This is a genomic window from Flaviramulus multivorans (genome assembly GCF_021728415.1).
Classification (GTDB): Bacteria; Bacteroidota; Bacteroidia; order Flavobacteriales; family Flavobacteriaceae; genus Sabulilitoribacter; species Sabulilitoribacter multivorans.
In genome coordinates this window covers 110,995-135,070 of record NZ_JAKKDV010000005.1, presented here as the reverse complement: position 1 = coordinate 135,070, position 24,076 = coordinate 110,995, and the positions used below count along the sequence as shown (strand labels likewise).

General features: G+C 32.1%; 22 protein-coding genes. 13 read left to right on the top strand and 9 right to left on the bottom strand.

Features of this window, described 5'->3' with window-relative positions; all coding sequences use genetic code 11:
* Positions 1 to 23: 23 nt before the first annotated feature.
* Positions 24 to 185, bottom strand: coding sequence for a 50S ribosomal protein L34 (gene rpmH, locus L3X39_RS12080; protein ID WP_076700048.1), 162 nt, complete (start codon positions 183 to 185; stop codon positions 24 to 26).
* A gap of 298 nt (positions 186 to 483) precedes the next feature.
* On the opposite strand from rpmH, the gene L3X39_RS12075 reads away from it, so the two are divergent.
* Positions 484 to 1,059, top strand: a complete 576-nt coding sequence (locus L3X39_RS12075) for a DUF2892 domain-containing protein (protein WP_237232060.1) — start codon at positions 484 to 486, stop codon at positions 1,057 to 1,059.
* Here the strand turns inward: L3X39_RS12075 and cls are convergent.
* Genes cls through L3X39_RS12060 form a run of 3 tightly spaced genes read right to left on the bottom strand, consistent with a single transcriptional unit; the run spans position 1,056 to position 4,149 of the window.
* Complete coding sequence (gene cls, locus L3X39_RS12070) at positions 1,056 to 2,513, bottom strand: cardiolipin synthase (protein WP_237232057.1); 1,458 nt, start codon at positions 2,511 to 2,513, stop codon at positions 1,056 to 1,058. The two genes, L3X39_RS12075 and cls, sit on opposite strands and share 4 nt — an antisense overlap.
* A 12-nt stretch (positions 2,514 to 2,525) precedes the next feature.
* Positions 2,526 to 3,446 carry a lytic transglycosylase domain-containing protein gene (locus L3X39_RS12065; protein WP_237232055.1) on the bottom strand — a complete coding sequence of 307 codons (921 nt, stop codon included), beginning with the start codon at positions 3,444 to 3,446 and terminating at the stop codon, positions 2,526 to 2,528.
* 37 nt (positions 3,447 to 3,483) lie between these two features.
* The gene (locus tag L3X39_RS12060) at positions 3,484 to 4,149 is read right to left on the bottom strand and encodes an alpha/beta hydrolase family protein (RefSeq protein ID WP_237232053.1); all 666 of its coding nucleotides are present in this window, start codon (positions 4,147 to 4,149) and stop codon (positions 3,484 to 3,486) included.
* 181 nt (positions 4,150 to 4,330) lie between these two features.
* Here L3X39_RS12060 and L3X39_RS12055 point away from each other — a divergent pair, with 181 nt between their 5' ends.
* On the top strand, positions 4,331 to 4,627 hold the full coding sequence (locus L3X39_RS12055; protein ID WP_237232052.1) for an N-acetyltransferase: 297 nt from the start codon (positions 4,331 to 4,333) through the stop codon (positions 4,625 to 4,627).
* 56 nt (positions 4,628 to 4,683) lie between these two features.
* On the opposite strand, the gene mtaB is transcribed toward L3X39_RS12055, so the two are convergent.
* Complete coding sequence (gene mtaB / locus L3X39_RS12050; RefSeq protein ID WP_237232051.1) at positions 4,684 to 6,006, bottom strand: tRNA (N(6)-L-threonylcarbamoyladenosine(37)-C(2))-methylthiotransferase MtaB; 1,323 nt, start codon at positions 6,004 to 6,006, stop codon at positions 4,684 to 4,686.
* 88 nt (positions 6,007 to 6,094) lie between these two features.
* On the opposite strand from mtaB, the gene L3X39_RS12045 reads away from it, so the two are divergent.
* A complete protein-coding gene (locus L3X39_RS12045) occupies positions 6,095 to 7,714 on the top strand; it encodes an ABC transporter substrate-binding protein (RefSeq protein WP_237232050.1) in 1,620 nt (539 codons plus the stop codon).
* Here L3X39_RS12045 and L3X39_RS12040 read toward each other — a convergent pair.
* The 3 genes from L3X39_RS12040 to L3X39_RS12030 all read right to left on the bottom strand — a co-directional run bounded on the left by L3X39_RS12040 (position 7,711) and on the right by L3X39_RS12030 (position 9,629).
* Entirely contained in the window at positions 7,711 to 8,046 is a 336-nt protein-coding gene (locus tag L3X39_RS12040) for a hypothetical protein (protein WP_237232049.1), read from the bottom strand. The genes L3X39_RS12045 and L3X39_RS12040 overlap by 4 nt on opposite strands.
* Positions 8,047 to 8,061: 15 nt before the next feature.
* Positions 8,062 to 9,237: a GlmU family protein gene (locus L3X39_RS12035; RefSeq protein WP_237232048.1), complete on the bottom strand. Its 1,176-nt coding sequence runs from the start codon at positions 9,235 to 9,237 to the stop codon at positions 8,062 to 8,064.
* 140 nt (positions 9,238 to 9,377) lie between these two features.
* Positions 9,378 to 9,629: a type B 50S ribosomal protein L31 gene (locus L3X39_RS12030; protein ID WP_167918659.1), complete on the bottom strand. Its 252-nt coding sequence runs from the start codon at positions 9,627 to 9,629 to the stop codon at positions 9,378 to 9,380.
* A gap of 158 nt (positions 9,630 to 9,787) precedes the next feature.
* Between L3X39_RS12030 and L3X39_RS12025 the strand changes: the two genes are divergently transcribed.
* The 7 genes from L3X39_RS12025 to L3X39_RS11995 all read left to right on the top strand — a co-directional run bounded on the left by L3X39_RS12025 (position 9,788) and on the right by L3X39_RS11995 (position 16,789).
* Positions 9,788 to 10,318: a DUF4199 domain-containing protein gene (locus tag L3X39_RS12025; RefSeq protein WP_237232047.1), complete on the top strand. Its 531-nt coding sequence runs from the start codon at positions 9,788 to 9,790 to the stop codon at positions 10,316 to 10,318.
* A gap of 38 nt (positions 10,319 to 10,356) precedes the next feature.
* Positions 10,357 to 11,307 (top strand): glycosyltransferase family 2 protein, encoded by a 951-nt coding sequence (locus L3X39_RS12020; protein ID WP_237232046.1) that lies wholly within the window; start codon positions 10,357 to 10,359, stop codon positions 11,305 to 11,307.
* Positions 11,308 to 11,405: 98 nt separating this feature from the next.
* Positions 11,406 to 13,136, top strand: a complete 1,731-nt coding sequence (locus L3X39_RS12015) for a phospho-sugar mutase (RefSeq protein ID WP_237232045.1) — start codon at positions 11,406 to 11,408, stop codon at positions 13,134 to 13,136.
* Positions 13,136 to 14,965 (top strand): ABC transporter ATP-binding protein, encoded by a 1,830-nt coding sequence (locus L3X39_RS12010; protein ID WP_237232044.1) that lies wholly within the window; start codon positions 13,136 to 13,138, stop codon positions 14,963 to 14,965. The genes L3X39_RS12015 and L3X39_RS12010 overlap by 1 nt, the downstream gene beginning before the upstream one ends.
* A 293-nt stretch (positions 14,966 to 15,258) precedes the next feature.
* A complete protein-coding gene (locus tag L3X39_RS12005) occupies positions 15,259 to 15,801 on the top strand; it encodes an RNA polymerase sigma factor (protein WP_237232042.1) in 543 nt (180 codons plus the stop codon).
* Positions 15,802 to 15,834: 33 nt separating this feature from the next.
* A complete protein-coding gene (locus L3X39_RS12000; RefSeq protein WP_237232040.1) occupies positions 15,835 to 16,332 on the top strand; it encodes a hypothetical protein in 498 nt (165 codons plus the stop codon).
* Positions 16,333 to 16,342: 10 nt separating this feature from the next.
* Complete coding sequence (locus L3X39_RS11995; RefSeq protein ID WP_237232039.1) at positions 16,343 to 16,789, top strand: sensor of ECF-type sigma factor; 447 nt, start codon at positions 16,343 to 16,345, stop codon at positions 16,787 to 16,789.
* Positions 16,790 to 16,817: 28 nt separating this feature from the next.
* Here the strand turns inward: L3X39_RS11995 and L3X39_RS11990 are convergent, their stop codons facing one another.
* Entirely contained in the window at positions 16,818 to 17,861 is a 1,044-nt protein-coding gene (locus L3X39_RS11990; protein WP_237232038.1) for a WD40/YVTN/BNR-like repeat-containing protein, read from the bottom strand.
* A gap of 104 nt (positions 17,862 to 17,965) precedes the next feature.
* Here L3X39_RS11990 and L3X39_RS11985 point away from each other — a divergent pair, with 104 nt between their 5' ends.
* From L3X39_RS11985 to purL, 3 genes are all read left to right on the top strand, one after another.
* Positions 17,966 to 19,180 carry an RsmB/NOP family class I SAM-dependent RNA methyltransferase gene (locus L3X39_RS11985; protein WP_237232037.1) on the top strand — a complete coding sequence of 405 codons (1,215 nt, stop codon included), beginning with the start codon at positions 17,966 to 17,968 and terminating at the stop codon, positions 19,178 to 19,180.
* Between the two features lie 5 nt (positions 19,181 to 19,185).
* Entirely contained in the window at positions 19,186 to 20,172 is a 987-nt protein-coding gene (locus tag L3X39_RS11980) for an endonuclease (RefSeq protein ID WP_237232035.1), read from the top strand.
* Between the two features lie 144 nt (positions 20,173 to 20,316).
* The gene (gene purL, locus L3X39_RS11975) at positions 20,317 to 23,979 is read left to right on the top strand and encodes a phosphoribosylformylglycinamidine synthase (RefSeq protein ID WP_237232034.1); all 3,663 of its coding nucleotides are present in this window, start codon (positions 20,317 to 20,319) and stop codon (positions 23,977 to 23,979) included.
* Positions 23,980 to 24,076 lie beyond the last annotated feature (97 nt).

Below are 24,076 nucleotides of genomic sequence, written 5' to 3'. Positions count from 1 at the left end.
TTATTATCAACAATTGTTAATCATTATTTCTTATGTCTTGCTTCAGATGACACAGATAATTTTTTTCTTCCCTTAGCTCTTCTACGCGCTAAAACTTTTCTACCGTTGGCAGAAGCCATTCTTTCTCTAAAACCATGTTTGTTTCTTCTCTTTCTTTTAGAAGGCTGAAATGTTCTTTTACTCATTATCTTATATCTTTAAATCTGAAATGTAATTTTTAAACTTTGGGCTTCTCCAAAACTGAGGGCAAATATACAAAGCCTTTATTACTTTGCAAATCATTTTTTAAAAAAATATTTTTATTTATATTTTACATTTAAAATATGCTGTAAACACCTATGTTTATTTAACTTAATAGCAAATGTTTTGTTTGTTTAGTATGCCTTTTTTTTAATAAAAATTTAGTTTCTTTGCAGTCTAAATAAAAACTGATGTCAGTTTTAAGCTGAAAAGCATCCGAATTACATAAAATACTTTATTAAAATGTACAATAAAATTATAAAACTAATCATAGCTTTCGGTCTTATAGCTTACGCCGTTTATCAATTTACAGAAGGTTATATTGGTAATGGTATCATGCTCATCCTATTATCTTTAATTTTTGTATTTCTTTACTTTAAAAATGAGTTTATTTTACTTGCTTTTTTAAGATTACGAAAGCAAGATTTTGAAGGGGCTAAAAAATGGTTAGATAAAATTAAAAACCCAGAATCTGCATTAGTAAAAAAGCAACAAGGTTACTATAATTATTTACATGGTATTATGGTGTCTCAAAGCAATATGAATGAAGCAGAAAAATACTTTAAAAAAGCTATTTCTTTAGGTTTATCAATGAAACATGATATTGCCATGGCTAAACTAAATTTAGCTGGTATTGCATTTTCTAAACGTAGAAAACAAGAAGCACAAAAACTACTTACGGAAGCTCAAAAATTAGACAAACAAGGTATGCTTACCGAGCAAATTAAAATGATGAAGGAAAACATGAAGCGTGCTCAAATGCCTAACCAACATTTTGGTAGTGGTGGCTCTATAAGAGCGCAAAAAAGAAGAGGTTAAATTAAAGGCGACCAAAGCCTACAATAAGACTCTTTCACCTTATCCAACTTTGATCGTTTTAAGTAGGTGTCATAATTTACTTGGGTGCTGTTTTTCATATCTTCTAAAAAGTGTTCCTTTAAAAGTTTGCTATTCTTTTTGTCATAAATTAATGTGTTTATTTCAAAATTTATATTAAAGCTTCGATAATCCATATTGGACGTACCGACTGAAGAAAAAACATCATCCACAACAATAGTTTTAGCGTGCACAAAGCCCTTATTATACTTGTACACTTTTATGTCTGTTTTTAATAAAGCATCCAAATATGAATTTGACGCATGCTTAACAATCCAAGAATCTGATTTTTCTGGTATAATTAACCTAACGTCTACACCAGTTTTTGCAGCTATTTGTAATGCAGAAATAATTTCATCGTTCGGAACAAAATAAGGTGTTGTTATATACACATAGTCATTTGCAGTAGAAATAGCCGTTAATATAATTTCCATGATATTAGCCCAATCAGTATCCGGACCGCTAGCTACAATTTGCAAAGGGACTTTCGTTTTTCTAGGCTTTATTTCAGGAAAATACGTTTTTTTGATACTAGGTTTTTCGGTTGATACAAAATCCCATGAAGATAAAAAATGTATTTGAAGTGATTTAACAGCATCTCCTTCAATTCTTAAATGTGTATCTCTCCAATAGCCTTTGGAATTATTATCATTAAGGTAATTATCTGCAACATTGATTCCTCCTACATAACCAATTTTACCATCAACTATAGCTATTTTTCGATGATTTCTATAGTTCATTTTACCAGTTAATCCAGAAAATAAAACTGGCATAAAAGGATGATGTAAAACTCCTGAATTTGTTAATTTCGATTTCATTTTATTTGAAATACTGGTACCAACATCATCATAAATAAGTCTAACTTCTAAACCTTCTTTGGCTTTTTCGCACAACAGGTCTAGAACTTGTGTTCCTATAGTATCATCTTTTATAATATAATATTCAAAATGAATATGATGTTCAGCAGATTTTATATCCTCTATTAGATATTCGAATTTAATATCTCCATTTTTAAGTAAATCAATCTTATTATTTAAAGTTAATGGTTCGTTTTCATTACAGTGAATTAACTTAACTAACTTTACTTTATCTTCTAGATATCGATCTACTTTTTCTAATTCCTTTCTATTAAACTCTAATTCCTCTTTAATTGATTTAACAACATTTTTGTTAAGTATATATTTTCGGTTGAAGATTTTTGTTTTTCGATACTCTTGCCCAAATAAATAATAAACCACTATCCCTAAAAAAGGAAAAAACACTAAAACTATAATATAGGATAGTGTTTTTGTAGGGTTAATATTTTTTAGAAGGATTGTAATTACTGCAGAAGCCGCAATTACATAGTTTAAAACAATAAGTATATTCCAAATATTTTCCTTTATAAAATCTAGCATATCAATAAATTATTATTGATAGTAGCCATTTTTAGGGATTTCTATTTGATATAATTTTCTAGATCTATTATTCAAATGTGGCTCACGCAACCAAGGGTTATGAAGTTTTAATATTTTATAATTTATATTAAAATTTTGGGCAAATTTGGTGAAATCTGTTACTGCCGTATCAACATCTACTTTATAAGTAGGAACATTTGTGTATAAATCTTTTTCTCTAAAATTAAAACCGTATTTAGCTGGGTTTGATAAAATTTCTTTTAAAGCAACAATTCTAAATAAATAACGCCCTGTTTCTTCACCTAGCAATAAATCATAATAACCTGAAACATTTTGTTCTTCTAATCTTCTAGAGATTCCTGCATTCCCAGCGTTGTAAGCTGCAGCAGCTAGTGTCCAAGATCCTAAGTCCTCCTTAGATTTTATAAGGTATTTACAAGCTACTTCTGTTGCTTTTTCTAAATGATATCTTTCATCAACATTATCATTAACTTCTAAGCCATTTTCTCTTCCTGTTGCTGGCATAATTTGCCAAACGCCACGTGCTCCAGCCGGAGAAACCGCATTTGTAAGCCCGCTTTCAATAACTGCTAAATATTTAAAATCGTCAGGAATACCATGTTTTGCTAAAATAGGTTCAATTACTGGAAAATATTTCTTTGCGCGTTTAAACATTAACAATCCATTAGATTGCCAATAAGTATTCACTAGCAATTCTCTATCCATTCGTTCCAAAATATCTGGATTTTTAAGAGGAACAGGCTCGCCTGCAAAGTCTAAATTTTCTGGCACTTGTAACGCATAAACGTTGTAATCGTTTATAAGTTTTGTTTCAAAATTTTCATCGGTTGGGGCATCTTGTAGGGCAAATATAAATATGGTGCATAAACTTAATAATCCTACAAACGCCAATACTTTTTGTACTGTCTTCATCTTTTAAAAAGTTTTTATAAAGATAATTATTATTTGGTTACTTGTCTAAAATAATTTTTGGTAAATTTTCATTAAACCACTTATACTTATTTATAATCATAATATGGGTTCCTCCTTTCACCGTTATACAATTCTGAATGTATTTTATTGGGAAAACAGGATCATTATCCCCATGAATATGAACAATATCAGGGTTGCAGACCTTTTGATTCCAGCAAACCATATTTTTAATAGCCCAATTTAAATACTTAGGATTGTTAACTGATAAATAGGTTTTATACAACTCTAAACGCTTTGTTACATTCTCACCGAAAGCATATTTTGCAAAAATATCAATATTACTTGCCAGTTTGGTTGGTATAAGTCTATATGCTTTGGTTGCTTTTGCCAGCGTCATTCGTCTCGGGAGTTCATTTACAGATTTTACGCTAGAAATAATGATTAATTTTTTAACCGATATGTGTTTACTAATCTCTTGTACCAACACTCCTCCGAAGGATACACCAATTAAAACAATGTCTTCATGCTCAATATGCTTAGATATACGCAATGCATAGTCACTAACTGATTCATGATCAAGAGGAATAATCCATTCCAATAAATGAATTTTAAATTGATCTTCAGGTAGCTTAATATGCTCAAATATTTTCGAACTTGCCGCCATTCCTGGCATTAAATAAACATGTATTATATCATTGTGCATTATCTATAAAATGACTTTTAGTTTAATCAATCGAAAAAATAATTTATAAAAGGTTATTTTTGAAGAGATTAACTTAATATTTGACAATTGGTAACGTTTTTTTTCGTACTTTTGCACCGCAAACTTATAAAATAGTCTTCACTATTTTTTGTCATTCCGAATAATTTAAACAATTTATACTATGGTTGATGCAGCTGAACTTATTGACAACGATTTTTTACGACAATTTGAACTAAAAATCGATAACCATTTAGCCAAAATTGAATATTCACTGCAAGAGAGGAAGATTTTTTTAACTAAGCTTATAATTCCAGAAGAAATTAAAGGAGAGGATTTTAAAAAAGAGTTTTTGAGTGCTGTTTTTGAACAAATAAATGAAAGAAACTTAAGCATTGTTCCTACTAGTCCTGAAATAGCTAAATTTGTTAGATGTAACCGAAAATACAAACGTATGCTTCCTGTTGGAGTAAGAATATAACAAACTCAATTAGAGAGTAATAAAAAAAACCGAAACTTGAAGTTTCGGTTTTTTTATTAAACTAATATTTTAAGGAATTCAAACCGCACCAAACCATCATCATCAATTTTAGTAAGCTCAACTTCATGCAATGTATTTATTAACTCCGGATCCCAAGGTGCTTTTACTTTCACATAGTTTTCTGTAAAACCATGTATATAACCTTCTTTATTTTCGCTTTCAAATAGCACAGTTCTATTTGTTCCTATTTGACTTTCATAAAATGCCCGACGTTTTTTAACTGATAATCCTCGTAACATCTTACTGCGTTTGTTTCGAACATTCCGTGGCACAACCCCATCCATTTCTGCAGCCTCTGTATTATCTCGCTCAGAATATGTAAACACATGTAAGTATGAAATGTCAAGTTCATTTAAAAAATTATAAGTCTCTAAAAAATGGTCATCAGTTTCACCTGGAAAACCAACTATAACATCAACACCTATACAAGCATGAGGCATTACTTCCTTAATTCTTGAAACTCTGTCTACATATAATTCACGCATGTAACGTCGCTTCATTTTTTTAAGAATATCGTTACTCCCAGATTGTAATGGGATATGAAAGTGAGGTACGAAGGCTCTAGATTTCGATACTAAATCAATAGTTTCGTTTTTTAACAAATTTGGTTCGATAGAGGAAATACGAAGGCGTTCAATACCCTCAACTTTATCCAACTCTGTTACTAAATCTAAAAACGTATGTTCATGTTTTTTGTTACCAAACTCACCTTTTCCATAATCCCCAATATTAACTCCTGTTAATACAATTTCTTTAATGTTTTGAGCAGAAATTTCTCGAGCATTCTTCAAAACATTGTCCATAGTATCACTACGCGAAATACCTCGTGCCAAAGGAATGGTACAGTAAGTACATTTGTAACCGCACCCATCTTGTACTTTTAAAAAAGCACGGGTTCTGTCACCAATGGAATAAGACCCTACATAAAAATCGGCTTCTTCAATTTCACAAGAATGTACTTCACCAAAATCATTTTTTGAAAGGTTGTTTAGATAATCGGTAATTTTAAATTTCTCTGTAGCTCCCAAAACTAAGTCTACACCATTTACATCCGCCAATTCTTGCGGTTTTAATTGGGCATAACATCCTATTGCAGCTATAAATGCTTCTGAATTTGCTTTCTGAGCTTGCCTAACAATGGTTTTAAATCGTTTGTCTGCATTTTCGGTAACCGAACAGGTATTAATTACATAGATATCCGCCTTTTCCGAAAAATCTACTCTGTTAAAGCCTTCATCCTTAAAACTTCTGGCAATGGTAGAGGTTTCTGAAAAATTTAGCTTACAACCCAACGTATAAAATGCGACGTTCTTCTTCATTATAATTTATCACCCTGAACTTGTTTCAAGATTTTTTAAAATTTATCTTTACCGTTAAAAGACTGCAAATTTACAACTATTAAATTATATGATAAAACCTAATTTAAAGCAATTAATAATCTATTTATCAATAAGTTGTGTTGCATTTTTCTTTTTATCCTGCAATGATAGTTCTACTTCAAGCAAAGATCATTTAGTTTTTAGGTATAACGAACATGCTAATATTAACACTTTAGACCCCGCTTTTTCTAGAACTTTACAAGATACCTGGGTTGCTAATCAGTTGTTTAATGGGCTGGTACAAATGGATAGCGATTTGAATATTACACCTTGTATTGCTAAAGATTGGACGATTTCTGAGGATGCAACAGTTTATACATTTTCACTGCGGAACGACGTCTATTTTCATAAACATAAACTTTTTGGAAAAGATTCTACCAGAATTGTTAATGCTTCAGATTTTGAATATAGTTTAAACCGATTAAGAGACAAAAAGGTTGCTGCTCCAGGAAGCTGGGTTTTAAATAAAGTACAAGATTTCAGAGCCATTAATGATACGCTTTTTCAAATTAAATTAAAACAGCCATTTCCGGCGTTTATTGGTTTATTAAGCATGAAATATTGCTCAGTTGTACCAAAAGAGATTGTTGAGCACTATGGTTCGGAATTCAGGTCGAATCCAATTGGTACTGGACCCTTTAAATTTAAAAGATGGGAAGAAAACATTAAACTCGTTTTTAGAAAAAATCATGATTATTTTGAAACTGATGAAACTGGAAACCATCTACCCTATTTAGAAGCTGTTGCCATAACTTTCTTACCAGATAAACAGAGTGAATTTTTACAGTTTGTTCAGGGCAATATTGACTTTTTAAATAGTTTAGATGCTTCTTATAAAGACGAACTATTAACAAGTGATGGACGCCTTCGAGAAAATTACAATTCTAGTATTGATATGATACGCGGTCCATATTTAAATTCTGAATATCTTGGTTTTTATTTAGACTCTAAAATACCCGAAATTCAATCAAAACTTATAAGAAAAGCGATTAATTATGGTTTTGATAGAAAAAAAATGATGCTTTATTTACGGAATGGTATTGGCAATCCTGCTAATGGTGGTTTTATACCTATGGGGTTAAAAGGATTTGATGAACTTATTGGGTTTACATACCAACCGGAAAAAGCAAAAAAACTTATTGAGCAATTTAAAAATGAAACTGGAATTAGAAACCCTGAAATTACATTAACTACTACAAGTAATTACCTAAGTTTTTGCGAATTTATTCAACGAGAACTTGAAAAAATCGGCCTTAAAATTAATGTAGATGTTATGCCTGAAGCTACTTTAAGAACAGCGCGTTCAAATGGCAAAGTAGATATGTTTAGAAGTTCTTGGGTTGCGGATTACTTAGATGCCGAAAATTATTTATCCATATTTTATAGTGAAAATTTTGCTCCAAACGGTTCCAATTATTTTCATTTTAAAAATGCCACTGTTGATAGTTTGTACAATAAGGCTTTTACGATTATAGATATTGAAGAACGAAAGCACATATATACGACTATAGATTCTATAGCTATGGAACACGCTATAATGGTGCCGTTGTATTATGACGAAGTAATAAGATTTACTAGAAAAAATATAAAGGGTTTGGGTATTAACCCTATTAATATGTTAGATTTAAGATATGTTCAAAAAGATTAATTATCGTCTATATTTCTGCCAATATCATTAATTTCATCTTTAATCAACACAACTGATTTTTTCCATTTATTTTGCAACAGTATATATAATCCCCAAACAGTTAATAACCCAACCGGCAATCCTAATAAATTAACACCAAAACTATTTTCCCAATCAATTCCCCAATCAAAAACATACACATCTAAAATCGCAACAATAATCCCAAATATGAATCCAGCGGCATAGTAAACTATAACACCTAAAATAGCAAATAGCCATTTGTTTTGATTGAATTCAACCGAAAGGTCGTAAAAACGCTTCCCAATAAAATAAATAAGTAGTAGTCCTAGCATTGATAAAGTATAAAATTAATTGCGCCTATATTTCTTTGTTTCCTCAAAAACGTGTTCAAGAATCGCTTTATCTTGCTCAGAAAACTCAACATGGCGTCTACTCATTACAACCTCAGCCACTTCAAAAGCTTTTTTAGTTAAATAGGTCGTAAATCCACCACTACCTCCCCAACTAAAACTAGGGACAAAATTCCTTGGAAAACCGCTGCCAAAAATATTAGCACTGACACCAACAACAGTTCCAGTATTAAACATGGTGTTTATACCACATTTACTGTGGTCACCCATCATAAGCCCACAAAACTGTAATCCTGTTTTTGCAAAAGCTTCGGTTTGATAATCCCAAAGTCTTACTTCAGCGTAATTATTTTTTAAATTAGAGGTATTAGTATCGGCCCCTAAATTGCACCACTCTCCAAGCACTGAATTTCCTAAAAAGCCATCGTGCCCCTTATTTGAATATCCAAAAAGAACCGAATTATTCACTTCACCTCCAACTTTACTGTGCGGTCCCACAGTTGTGGGCCCGTAAATTTTGCCTCCCAATTTCACAATGCTACCTTCACATAAAGCTAAAGGTCCACGAATTATAGAACCTTCCATAATTTCGGCATCTTTACCTATATAAATAGGTCCATTTGTTGCATTTAGTGTTGTAAACTCTAATTTAGCTCCTGGCTCAATAAAGATGTTTTCAGCTGCAATAATGTTATTGCTAGATGGTATGGGTTGCGATTTTCGGTTGTTTGTAATTAAATTGAAATCTTCTTGAATTGCCTCTCCATTTTTGGAGAAAATATCCCAAGTGTTTTCAATTTTTATAATAGCTTCACTAAACTCAATAGCTTCAAACGTATTAAAATCAATGTCTTCTTGAGCCTCTTTTGTAAAAAATGCAATGACATCTTCATCTTTAAAAATGGCTTGATTTTCTTTTAAATCTTTAATCATTTCAACCAACTCCAAATTTGGGAGGTATGAAGCATTTATCAACACATTCTCGTCCATTTCAACCATCGGATATTTTTCGGATAAATAATCTTCAGTAATAGTGGTAGTCGTGGTGTCTAAAAAAGTTTCCCACTTTTCTCTAATGGTTAATATCCCAACACGTATTTCGGCAACAGGTCTGGTAAACGTAAATGGTAACAAATTGTTTCGAGAAGGACCGTCAAAAAGAATGTAGTTCATTTGTAAGCTGAAAGTTATAAGCTAAATAGGGTTTTATACATAAATTTAGCCTTGATTAACATTATCAAAAGTAGTTTAATTGTATAAAATAAAAAAGCCTTTCGGTTGAAAGGCTTAATAAGTATAACGTAACACAGAAATTATTTTTTAAATTTCGCGTATTTGTTTTTGAATTTATCAATACGACCAGCAGTATCTACTAATTTAGATTTACCAGTATAGTAAGGATGAGATGTTCTAGAAATCTCCATTTTCACTAATGGATACTCAACACCATCAACTTCAATTGTTTCATTAGTATCGGCAGTAGATTTTGTTAAAAACACATCGTCGTTAGACATATCTTTAAACGCTACTACTCTATAATTTTCTGGATGTATACCTTTTCTCATCGCTAAATGCTTTTTATTCTTTTCAATTTTGGAAGTGCAAATTTACGTAATTTTTGTAAACTCACAATACTTTTTAATATTTTTTATTTTTATGTATTCTGTAACGTTTTAGTATCTTTGGTTACTAACTATTCAACTAACAAATTAAACGGAATATTATGGAAAAATCTATTAAATCTTTAGCTACAAATTGGGGTTTATACTTAGGTGTGGCTCTAGCTTTATTAACTGTATTAGGTTATGTTAACCTTGATTTATTTACTAAATGGTGGTTTGGTATTGGCATGCTAATTCTTGTAATTGTAATGGGCATCATTTCTGCAATGAAGTCTAAAGGACTTTTAGGTGGATTTATAAGTTTTAAAAATGCCTTCACCTCTTATTTTATAACAGTAGCGCTAGGTTTAGTGATAAGCACTGTTGTAAGTATCATCATTTTTAACTTTGTTGATCCTGAAGCAGCAAATACTTTAAAAGAAAAAATTATGGATTCTCAAGTGCAAATGATGCAAAATTTTGGTGCACCAGAAGAAGCTATTGCTGAAGCTGTAGAGAAATTAGAAGCCCAAGAAAACATGTTTTCAATCGGTAAAGTTTTGCAATCTTTAGCTTTTCAGCTTATAGGATATAGTATCGTAGGATTAATAGTGGCTTTAGTTGTTAAAAAAAATAATCCAGACGAAGCATAAATTCAGTATTTTTGAAAATAATATTTGAAAATACTTAAATGAATATATCAGTAGTCATACCACTACTCAACGAACAAGACTCTTTAACAGAATTACATGATTGGATTGCAAAAGTTATGCAATCCAATCATTTTTCATATGAAATCATTTTCATTGATGATGGCAGTACCGATGATTCTTGGAAAACAATTGCTCAACTTTCAGAAAAAAACAAATCGGTTAAAGGCATTCGGTTTTTAAAAAACTTTGGTAAATCACAAGCCTTACATGCTGGCTTTGAAAAAGCTCAAGGCGATGTGGTTATTACCATGGATGCCGATTTACAAGATAACCCAGACGAAATTCCTGAACTTTACAGTATGATAGTAAACGATGGCTTCGATTTAGTATCGGGTTGGAAAAAGAAACGCTACGACTCTGTTATTTCTAAAAATTTACCTTCAAAACTTTTTAATTGGGCAGCAAGAAAAACATCAGGAGTTAAACTTCATGATTTTAATTGTGGCTTAAAAGCTTACCATATAGATGTTGTAAAAAACATAGATGTTAATGGTGAAATGCATCGCTACATTCCAGTGCTTTCAAAAAATGCTGGTTTTACAAAAATTAGTGAAAAAATAGTTCAACATCAAGCCAGAAAATATGGCGAAACAAAATTTGGAATGAATCGCTTTATTCATGGTTTCCTTGATTTAATTACTATCTGGTTTTTATCGCGTTTTGGCAAACGTCCTATGCATTTATTTGGCGCCTTAGGTGTTATTATGTTTGCAATTGGATTTGGTTTTGCATTATATTTAGGTGTTGACAAGTTATTTTTAAACCCAAGCGGTAGATTAATAACTCAACGCCCACAATTCTACATTGCACTTTCTACTATGATTATTGGCACACAATTTTTTGTTGCTGGATTTTTAGGCGAAATTGTTTTACGAAATAGACCTGACAAAAAACGATATTTAATTAAGGATGAATTAAATTTAAATTAGTAAATTTAATGTAGTTTCGTTTCAATCGAAACGAGAAACTTTAAGTATTACTCCAATTCTATCCTTTACTTTTGAAAAATTATATTAATTAACGCATTATGATACACATTGAGCCAAAAATTTTAGACCGAATTAATACTTGGTTAACACCAGTTTTTGATAGTGAAACACAAAATACTATTAAAGAAAGCATAGCCAATAACCCAAAAGATATACAAGAAAGTTTTTACAAAGATTTAGAATTTGGTACTGGTGGAATGCGTGGTATTATGGGAGTTGGAACTAATCGTATTAATAAATATACATTGGGAAAAAGCACCCAAGGCTTAAGCAATTATTTAAATAAAGCGTTTCCAAACCAAACACCAAAAGCTGTAATTGCGTATGACTGTAGACATAATAGTAAAACACTTGCTAAAGTGGTTGCCGATGTATTTTCAGCAAACGGCATTGAAGTTTATTTGTTTGAAGATTTACGCCCTACACCAGAACTATCATTTGCAGTAAAGCATTTAAATTGTCATTGTGGAATTGTATTAACTGCATCTCACAATCCACCTGAATACAACGGTTATAAGGTTTATTGGCAAGATGGTGGTCAATTAGTACCACCGCAAGACGGCGAAATTATAGAAGTTATAGACAATTTAAAATATGGAGATATTAAGTTTCAACCTAACGATAAACTCATTCATTATATAGGAAAAGATGTTGATAATGTTTTTATAGATGCATCTGTTAAAAATGGTAGTGTTGGAGCAACTCAAGCCGCTAAAGACGATTTAACCATCGTATTCACATCCCTTCACGGAACCTCAATTACCGCTGTTCCTGAAACATTAAAACGAGCAGGCTTTAAAAATGTACATATTGTAAAAGAACAAGAAGTTCCAAATGGAGATTTTCCAACAGTTGCATCACCAAACCCAGAGGAGCCAGCTGCACTTAAAATGGCTCTAGAACTAGCTAAAAAAGTAAACGCTGATATTGTAATTGGTACCGATCCTGATTGTGACCGCTTAGGTGTAGCAGTACGAAACTCTGAAAATGAGTTACAATTACTTAATGGCAACCAAACCATGTTGATGATGACCGATTTTCTATTAAAACAATGGAAAGCCGATGGTAAAATAAAAGGAAAAGAATTTATTGCTTCTACAATAGTTTCTACACCCATGTTAACTAAACTTGCCAATGCTTATGGTGTAGATAGTAAAATTGTACTAACAGGTTTTAAATGGATAGCTAAGTTAATTAAGGACTTTCCTGAGCTAAGCTTTATTGGTGGCGGTGAAGAAAGTTTTGGCTATATGGTTGGTGATTTTGTTCGCGATAAGGATGCTGTAACCTCTACCCTTTTAGCTTGTGAAATAGCTGCCATTTCAAAGTCAAACGGTAGTTCTTTTTACAAAGAACTTTTAAAGCTTTATGTTGAGCATGGTTGCTATAAAGAAAAATTAGTATCACTTACTAAAAAAGGTATTGAGGGCGCACAGGAAATACAACAGATGATGACCGATGCTCGTGAAAACCCAGTTAAAATAGTAAACGGAACTAAAGTGACTAAAATTGAAGATTATGATTTATCTGTGTCTAAAAATATGCTAACAGGTGAAAAATCTAAAATTGATATACCAAAATCAAACGTTATTATCTATTATCTTGAAGATGGCAGTCAAGTAGCTTTAAGACCAAGTGGTACCGAGCCAAAGATAAAATTTTATGTAAGCGTAAATACTACATTAAAATCGGTTGATAATTTTAAAGAAACAGAAAAACAGTTGGATGCTAAAGCAGAAGCCATTTTAAAAGACATGAACCTTATTTAATGAACCATTTTTATAATATTTTAAAATACGCAAAACCGTATAAAAGTTATGCTATAGGACACATTATTTCTAATGTGTTTTTTGCTTTATTCGGTACACTTTCTTTTATAGCATTAAAGCCAATGCTTGATGTTATTTTTGAAAAAGACAAAGTTGCTCCAACCTCTAAACCAGTTTATGAAGGCCTTATGGAAATAGGACACTACGCTGAAAATTATTTAGCTTATGAAATGAATCAATTTACAGGTGGTGATAAATCAAAAGCGCTCATATTTGTTGTAGGTCTTATTATAATCATGTTTTTGCTAAAAAATGTATTTGCTTATCTCGCTAATTATTTTCTAGTGTTCTTGAGAAATGGTGTGATTAGAGATCTAAGAAATAAGGTTTATAAAAAAACCGTTGATTTACCTTTATCATATTTCTCTGAACAACGCAAAGGTGATATTTTATCAAGAGTAACTAGTGATGTTTTAGAGTTGCAATACTCCTTTTTATCTGTTTTAGAACTTCTGGTTAGAGAACCATTAACTATTATATTTACTATTACAGCGATGCTTATTATAAGCGCAAAACTTACGCTATTTGTTTTTGTGTTTATTCCAGTAATGGGTATTATAATATCAAGAATTGGCAAAAGTTTAAAACGAAAATCAGATAGGGTTCAAAAAGAGCAAGGTACTTTTTTATCTACCTTAGAAGAAACATTAACGGGTTTACGAATTATTAAAGGCTTTAATGCTGAAGATAAATTCAATGAAAAATTTCAAGAATCTACATCCCGTTTTTATCACTTTTCAAATAAGCTATTAAATCGTCAAAACTTAGCATCTCCAGCAAGTGAATTTTTAGGAATCTGTATGATTGCTGTAATTTTATGGTACGGAGGGAATTTAGTATTAGGAGGCGATGCCAATCTAGATGGTAGTACATTTTTAGTGTATATGGGTCTTTCATATAATATTCTAACACCTGCAAAAGCTATTTCACGTGGCCTCTATAACATTAAAAAAGGGAATGCCGCTGCAGAACGAATTCAAGAAATAATTGACACACCAAACCCACTAAAAGATAAAGAAAACGCCATAATCAAAGATGGATTTAATTCTGAAATTGAATTTAAAAACATATCATTTAAATATGAAAACGAGTATGTTTTAAAAGATTTCTCGTTAACCATCCCTAAGGGAAAAAAGATAGCTTTTGTTGGGCAATCTGGAAGTGGAAAATCAACGCTAGCTAACCTAGTTACACGCTTTTATGATGTTAATAAAGGCGCAATTTTAATAGATGGTGTTGATATTCGTGATTTAACCATCGCTTCGCTACGTAAACAGTTAGGTATTGTTACCCAAGATGCTATTTTGTTTAACGACAGTATTAAGAACAATTTAAAATTAGGTAATGAAAAAGCGTCAGACGAAGATATTATTGAAGCCTTAAAAGTTGCTAACGCTTGGGAATTTGTAAAAGATTTACCAAATACAATTGAAACTAATATTGGTGACGCTGGAAACAAGCTTTCTGGCGGACAAAAACAACGTTTAAGTATTGCCCGGGCGGTTCTAAAAAGTCCTCCTATTATGATTCTAGATGAGGCAACCTCAGCTTTAGACACCGAAAGCGAACGTTTAGTACAGGCAGCTTTAGAAAATATGATGAAAAACAGAACCTCAATTGTAATTGCTCATAGGTTATCTACCATCCAAAATGCTGACGAAATTATTGTTCTTAACAAAGGTGAAATTGTAGAACAAGGAAAACATAACGAACTTATTGAAAAAAATGGGGTGTATAAAAAGCTTGTGGATATGCAAAGTTTTGAGTAAACACCTAACTTTATAAAATTAAAAAAGGATAGAGATTTGGGCATCTATCCTTTTTTTTGTTTTTGTTAGACTTGGGGACGACTAACAACATAAGTAGGTTTCTGGTACAAACATAAATCATAAAAACTAATCTTACAAGAAAAAATGCATTTAATCGTATTTTAATTACACTTTATCGATGTTTTAATATTTATATCTCTGTATATCAAAAGGTTACAATATTACCAAAAGAATGAAAATAATTTTGATTAAACTTTTAGTATATTTATTAGTCTAAATACAAAATATATTTTGTGACAGACGAATTAGAACTGTTAGAACAATTAAAGTCAGAAACCCATAAAAATCAAGCCTTTAAAGCCCTTTTAACGCTTTACAAAGAGCGCTTGTATTGGCATATACGAAATATTGTTAAATCGCATGACGATGCCGATGATGTGCTTCAAAATACATTTATAAAAATTTTTAAAAACATTAACGGGTTTAAAGGCGACAGTAAATTGTATTCTTGGATGTATCGCATTGCAACTAATGAGTCTATTACTTTTATAAACAACAAAGCAAAACAATTGCAAATAACTAACGAAGAGGTACAACAATTGGCGATAACTAATTTAGCTTCTGATGTATATTTTGAAGGTGATGAAATTCAGTTAAAGCTACAAAAGGCTATAGCCACATTACCAGAAAAACAACAATTGGTTTTTAATATGAAATACTTTGAGAACATTAAATACTCCGATATGTCTGAAATATTAGAAACAAGTGAAGGTGCATTAAAGGCTTCTTATCATTTAGCGGTAAAAAAAATTGAAAGCTATTTAACTAAAGATTAAACCTTTAATAAAAAAAACAGTCTTAATAATAGGATGGATAAAAATAACTTACATAACATTAAAAAAACTGGTTTTAAAACACCAAAAGATTACTTTGCTAATCTTGACGATGTTATATTGAGCGAAATTAAGCTTAAGGAAACCATTAAAAACCCTGGTTTTAATGTCCCAAAAGGGTATTTTGAAGCTTTAGAAAAACGTATTATTACAAATGTTTCAGAACAAGAATCATCAAAAGTTATTTCACTATTTAACAAACGTACGGTAATCTACGTTTCTAGTATTGCAGCAGCCATTTTACTATTGTTTAATTTATCCATTTTTAATAAAGACGCTGGTTGGAATAAATTGGATACAGAAACCGTAGAAAATTATATAATAGCTGAAGATTATGGCTCGTATGAAATAGCATCTTTATTATCAGAAGAAGATTTAAAAGAAGAAGATTTTATTGACTATAATTTTGACAATGAAAATATCGAAAACTATTTATTAAATAATTTAGATATTGGAGACTTAGTAAATGAATAAAACAGACCTTATGAAAAAAATAATACTCCCTATTATTGCTTTATTAATAGCTTTGAGCGCTTTTTCCCAAAGTAAAAAAGATAGAATTAAAGCACTAAAAGTGTCTTTTATAACCGAAAGATTAGAATTAACACAAGAAGAAGCGCAAAAATTTTGGCCCGTTTATAATGCTTATGACGATATTACTGGTAAGATTAAATATGAAGATTTAAGAAATATTCGTCGTGAAATAAAAAACAACATCGCTACACTTACCGATAAAAGAGCCAGTGAACTTTTAGAAGAGATTGCAAGTGCTGAAAACAAATTACATGAAGAAGAAGTTAAGCTAAATGTGAAACTAAAAAAAATAATTTCACCAAAAAAAATACTCTTACTGAAAATAGCTGAAGAAGATTTTAAAAAGAAACTATTTGATCAGTGGAAAAAAATGAAACACGATGGTAAAAAACCATAAATTAAAAGGAGCTACTTAGCTCCTTTTTTTATTCTCTAAAAGTAAGTTTACTTATTCTTCCGGCACCAGCGGCATAAGCAACACTATCGTTTAAAAAACGAATGGTATAAAAGCCTTCATCACTTAAATGCTTCCAAGTTTCTCCAGCATCATTACTGTAATCTATTCCTTTAAAACCAATGGCGACAAGCTCTTTACCATTTCCTTTAGGAATATATTGCACACAACTTCTGTACCCTGGATTTCGGTTTTGAGCTACTAATTGCCAAGTTTTTCCACCATCCGTAGTTTTTATTTTATTGGCAGCATTATCATCGGGTTTGGTGTAATCGCCACCAATAGCAAAACCATTTAATGCATCATAAAAATCGATTGAATAAATGCCTTCTGTATCTTTTTCTTTTATAATTGGCGTATCAAAAACTTCCCAAGTTTTCCCTTTATCTGGTGAATAATAAACACGACCAGCCGTTGTAGCTACCCAAGTATTGTCACCCACAATAGCAATATTAGTATCGCTAGCAGCAAAAGCTCCTTCGTTTTCAGTGCCTTTTGGTAATTCGTCACAAGTTAATTTCGTCCATGTATTTCCACCATCTCGGGTGATGATAACACTCAAACAACCATCGGTGGAATCGCCAATGGCAATGCCTTCTTCATCATTCCAAAAATCCATAGAATCGTAAAAAGCGTTAGGATGGTTTTCATAATAAACTAGCCATCCATCATAAAATAATTTCGCTGGACTACTAATTGATAAAGTAAATGTTTTATCTCCTTGAAATGCAATAGACCTAAAATTACTTGGGACTAATGAATCTTCTGTTTGTGACCAATAATTGCCTTCTTCAAAACCATTCATATAGCTTAAAATACTTCTATAAATTCTTCCATCAGATGTAACAGCCACCACTCGACCTTCGTTTATTTCTAAAGCCCGAACATTCAACAAAGAATCTTCTAAAAGATGTTTTACATCAACCTTACTAAAATTTCTTGCTCTAAATGTTTCCTTTTTTCCACAAGAAAAAATCAATAATATGACTACAATAATTAGAAGGAACTGTTTCATAAATTTAAATTTCCTTAAAAATAGAAAAGCTAAATCAATAAACTAATAAACGTTTAAACAAATACACATTTAAAAACGTAACTTTGCAGCCTTATTTATACAAGATGCGATTACACAGAAATTTATGCTTTGCGGTTATTGATGGATTAACCTTAATTTTTAATGAGGGGAACTATGCCGATAAAGTTATTCAACAACTATTAAAACGTGATAAGCGTTGGGGAGCAAGAGATAGAGCCTTTGTTGCGGAAACTACGTATGATATAGTGCGATGGAAACGTTTATATGCCGAAATTGGTGACGTTAAAGAACCTTTTGATAGAGACAACTTGTGGCGCATGTTTGCTGTTTGGGCAACTTTAAAAGGCATAAAACTACCCGACTGGAAGTATTTTGAAAACACACCAACACGAAAAATAAAAGGACGATTTGATGAATTGTCAAAAATTAGAAAGTTTAAAGAATCTATTCCAGATTGGATGGACGAGCTTGGTGAAAAGGAACTCGGAAATACGGTTTGGACTAAAGAAATTGCGGCATTAAACGAACAGGCTGATGTTATTTTAAGAGTTAATACTTTAAAAACAACCAAAGAAGCGTTACAAGCAGAGCTTTTTGATTTAGATGTTGAAACTGAATTTTTAAAAGACTATCCCAATGCATTAAAATTAAAGGAACGCTCGAATGTATTTACTACCGATGCATTTAAAAATGGATTTTTTGAGGTGCAAGATGCATCTTCGCAATTAGTCGCAGAATTTTTGAATGTAGAACCCGGAATGCGAGTTGTGGATACTTGTGCTGGCGCTGGTGGAAAAACGCTACATATTGCGTCGTTAATGGAAAACAAAGGGCAAATTATTGCCTTAGATATATATGCTAATAAGTTGCACGAATTAAAACGTCGTGCAAAAAGAAATGGTGCTCATAATATTGAAACCAGAGCTATAGAATCAACTAAGGTTATTAAAAAACTATACGATAAAGCCGATAGAGTTTTAATTGATGCACCTTGTTCTGGTCTAGGGGTTTTACGTAGAAATCCAGATGCAAAATGGAAATTACAACCCGATTTTATTGAAAAAATTAAAGCAACGCAACAAGAAATACTTCAGCAATACTCCAGAATGGTTAAAGTTGACGGACAATTAGTGTATGCAACGTGTTCGGTGTTGCCTTCTGAAAATCAAAATCAAGTAGATGAATTCTTAACATCAGAAACTGGAAAAAATTTTACTTTTGTAAAAGACAATAAAGTTTTAGCCCATAAATCTGGTTACGACGGTTTTTATATGGCACTTCTGGAACGTAAACAATAAATTACATGAAACACTTTTACTCTCTATTTCTTTTACTAATTACATCAGTAGCTTTTGCACAACTTACACCTCCTAGCGAGTTACAAGCTTATTATTCTGGTGTAGACTTTTCAGAAACTGGAAATAATTTATACAATAATTTAGCTACAGAAATAATTGCATCACATTCAACTTTTCTTACTTACTCGGATAGACATGATTACTTATATAATGCTGACGAAGATTTGTCAAATACTTCAAATGTAATTTTAATTTACAGTGGAGATAGTAGAAATGAAAACGAATATTTATCTGGATCAAATTCTTATTCGCCTCAAACATTTAATACAGAACATGTATACCCTCGTTCATTATTGGATAATTCAAATACAGAAGCAGACTTACATTTATTGAGGTCTTGTGATATAAGTATTAATTCCAATAGAGGAAACGACCCTTTCACGGCTGGTTCTGGAACTTATGGTTCAACTGGAAGCGCATGGTATCCTGGAGATGACTGGAGAGGTGATGTTGCTAGAATAATTATGTATGTTAACCTAAGATATAATGAACCTTTTACAGATGTTGGTAATTTAAATTTGTTTTTAGAGTGGAATGCTATCGACCCAGTATCTCCCTTTGAAGACCAACGTAATGAGGTAATAAGTGGAGTACAAGGAGTTAGAAACCCGTTCATAGACAACCCCTACATAGCAACAGTAATTTGGGGTGGAACACCTGCCGAAAATAGATGGAGCACTTTATCTACTGACGACTTTTCTAAACTCGAATTAAAAATCTATCCAAACCCAGTAAAGAACAATATCGTTTACTTTTCAATCAAATCAGATTTAGATATAATAATATATAATGTTTTAGGAAAAGAAGTGATAACAGAAACTGTTTCAATCAATAAGAATTATATAAATATTGAAAACTTAAAAAAAGGCATTTATATAGTGAAACTTATTTCTGAACATGGACAAGTCACCAAAAAACTCATAAAACAATAAGTAATTTAAGCGGCTCCAAACAGTCGCTTTTTTTATGTTCAAAACATAGTGAATAACTCTAAATTTTCAATACCATATTTAGATGTAATTACGTTGAAAAAAAGTAAATTTGCACTTTCTTTAAACTCACAAACATAAGACCTAATGATTCATTTCTTTGGAAACACAAACAGTAAGGTATTTGCTGTTCAAACAACAAAAGAATTATCAACTGAAACCATCAATAAATTAGTATGGTTATTTGGCAACCAACCAAAAATAGAACAAGCATCTCTCGATGCTTTTTTTGTTGGTCCTCGTGCGGCAATGATAACACCTTGGAGTACCAACGCTGTTGAGATTACACAAAATATGGGGATTGAGGGAATCATTCGTATTGAAGAATTTAAGGCAGTAGCTGAAGATTTTAAAGGTTATGACCCAATGATTTCTGAAAAATACAAAAGATTAAATCAGGAATCGTTTACCATAAATATTCAACCTGACGCAATATTAGAAATAGATAATATTTCAGCTTACAACCAAAAAGAAGGCTTAGCACTAAGTGATGAAGAGATTGAATATCTTGAAGGTGTTGCAAAAAAAATAGGTCGTAAACTAACGGACTCGGAAGTCTTCGGATTTTCTCAAGTAAATAGTGAGCACTGTCGTCATAAAATCTTTAATGGAACCTTTGTAATTGATGGAATAGAAAAGCCAACATCACTTTTCAAAATGATTAAAGAAACGTCAAAACAACATCCAAATGATATTGTTTCAGCTTATAAAGACAATGTGGCTTTTATAAAAGGTCCAAGAGTAGAACAATTTGCTCCAAAAACTGCCGATAAACCTGACTTTTATCAAACTGAGGAGTTTGATTCTGTAATTTCTTTAAAAGCAGAAACTCACAACTTCCCTACTACTGTTGAACCTTTTAATGGCGCAGCAACAGGCTCTGGTGGTGAAATTAGAGATAGGCTTGCTGGAGGAAAAGGATCATTACCACTAGCAGGAACTGCTGTATATATGACTTCTTATTCGCGGTTAGAAGAAAATCGCCCTTGGGAACAAAACATGGAAGAACGTCCTTGGTTATATCAAACACCAATGGATATTTTAATAAAAGCAAGTAATGGAGCATCAGACTTTGGAAACAAATTCGGTCAACCTTTAATTTGTGGATCCGTATTAACTTTTGAACATGAAGAAGATGCCCGAAAGCTTGGATTCGACAAGGTGATTATGCAAGCTGGAGGTATAGGTTATGGAAAAGCCGACCAAGCACTTAAAGACAAACCAAAAGTTGGAGATAAAATCGTCATTCTTGGTGGCGAAAATTACCGAATTGGAATGGGAGGCGCTGCGGTTTCATCAGCTGATACAGGAGAATTCTCAACTGGAATAGAATTAAATGCTGTTCAACGTTCAAACCCAGAAATGCAAAAACGTGCTGCGAATGCAGTACGAGGCATGGTAGAAAGTGGTGAGAATTTTATTGTATCTATTCATGATCATGGTGCTGGTGGACATTTAAACTGTTTATCAGAATTAGTTGAAGATACCGGTGGACTTATCAATTTAGATAAATTACCTGTTGGGGATCCAACATTATCAGCTAAAGAAATTATTGGTAACGAATCTCAAGAACGCATGGGATTGGTTATTGCCGAAAAGCATTTAGACACTTTAAACCGAATTGCTGAACGTGAACGCTCTCCAATGTACACTGTTGGTGATGTTACAGGTAACCATCGATTTACTTTTGAATCTAAAACTAAAGGTGATAAACCGATGGACTTAGCTTTGGAAGATATGTTTGGGAGTTCGCCAAAAACTATTATGACTGACAAAACAGTTGATAGGAATTATGGAGATATCACTTATAATAAGGACAAGTTTTACGACTATTTAGACCAATTACTACAATTAGAGGCTGTTGCTTGTAAAGATTGGTTGACGAATAAAGTAGACCGTTGTGTTGGTGGGAAAGTTGCTAAACAGCAATGCGCAGGACCATTGCAATTACCACTAAATAATGTTGGTGTCATGGCTTTAGATTATAAAGGTAAAGAAGGCATCGCAACATCTATTGGTCACGCTCCTATTTCAGGATTAATTAATCCAACAGCTGGAAGTAGAAATGCAATTACTGAAGCATTAACCAATATTATTTGGGCACCTTTAAAAGATGGGTTAAAATCGGTTTCATTATCTGCAAACTGGATGTGGCCATGCAAAAATGAAGGCGAAGATGCTCGTTTATATGAAGCGGTACAAGCCGTCTCTGAATATGCAATAGATTTAGGAATTAATGTTCCAACAGGTAAAGATTCTTTGTCTATGAAACAGAAATATCCTAACGAAGAAGTAATTTCTCCAGGTACTGTTATTATTTCTGCAGCTGGAAACTGTAATGATATTAGTAAAGTTGTAGAGCCCGTTTTTAAGAAAAATGCTGGTGATATTTATTATATCAATTTATCACAAGATGAGTTTAAATTAGGGGGAAGTTCGTTTGCTCAAATAATAAATAAAATTGGAAACGACACGCCTTCAATCTCAGATTCTAAATTTGTAAAATCCACATTTAATATCATTCAACAATTAATAAAAGATGATAAGATTGTTGCAGGACATGATGTAGCTTCAGGTGGCTTGATTACCACCTTATTAGAAATGTGTTTTGCTGATGCTAATCTTGGAGCAGAATTAGATCTCTCAGCTTTAAATCAAAAAGACTTATTTAAAATTCTATTTGCTGAAAACTCTGGAATAGTTTTTCAAGCTAAAGATAGCTCAGTAGAAAAAGTGTTAGCTGATGCTGAAATTACATATTTCAATATAGGAAAAGCAACCGAAAGTGACGTATTAAGCATTATCAATGACACGGATGTGTTTACTATGACCGTTTCTAGATTACGTGATACCTGGTACAAAACCTCTTTCCTACTCGACCAAAAACAAACAGCTAATGGTTTAGCGAAAGCAAGATTTGAAAACTACAAAAATCAACCTTTAAACTATGTGTTTCCAAAACATTTTACTGGAATTTTACCAAAAATAAGCACAACTAAACCTAAACCCAAAGCTGCTATTCTCCGAGAAAAAGGAAGCAACTCTGAACGTGAAATGGCCAACGCTATGTATCTTGCAGGCTTTGATGTGAAAGACGTGCATATGACAGATTTAATCTCTGGTCGTGAAACTCTAGAAGATATTCAATTTTTAGGAGCTGTTGGTGGTTTTAGTAATAGTGATGTTTTAGGTTCTGCAAAAGGTTGGGCAGGTGCTATAAAATATAATGAACGCGCCAATAAAGCAATTCAAAACTTCTTTAACAGAGAAGACACACTCTCTGTTGGTATTTGTAACGGATGCCAGTTATTCATGGAACTTGAAGAAATAAATCCAGATCACGAAGTTCATGGTAAAATGACCTATAACGATTCGCACAAACATGAAAGCGCCTTTACATCTGTAAAAGTTCAAGAAAATAATTCTGTAATGTTATCCACTCTAGCAGGAACTACTTTAGGTGTTTGGATTAGTCATGGTGAAGGAAAATTTAGCTTACCTTATTCAGAAGACAAATATCATATTGTTGCTAAATATGCATATGAAGGTTATCCACACAACCCAAATGGTTCAGACTTTAATACAGCTATGCTGTGTGATAAAACAGGAAGACATTTAGTAACTATGCCTCATATTGAGCGTTCAACCTTTCAATGGAATTGGGCACATTATCCTGATAATAGAAAAGACGAAGTAACGCCTTGGCTGGAAGCATTTGTAAATGCTAGAAAGTGGATTGAAAATAATTAAACAGTATTCTTATATAAAAAAGGAGTTTTGGCAAAGACTCCTTTTTTTATGCCTTATTTGAAAATAACATTTAATTTCATACTTTGCGTTACCAACT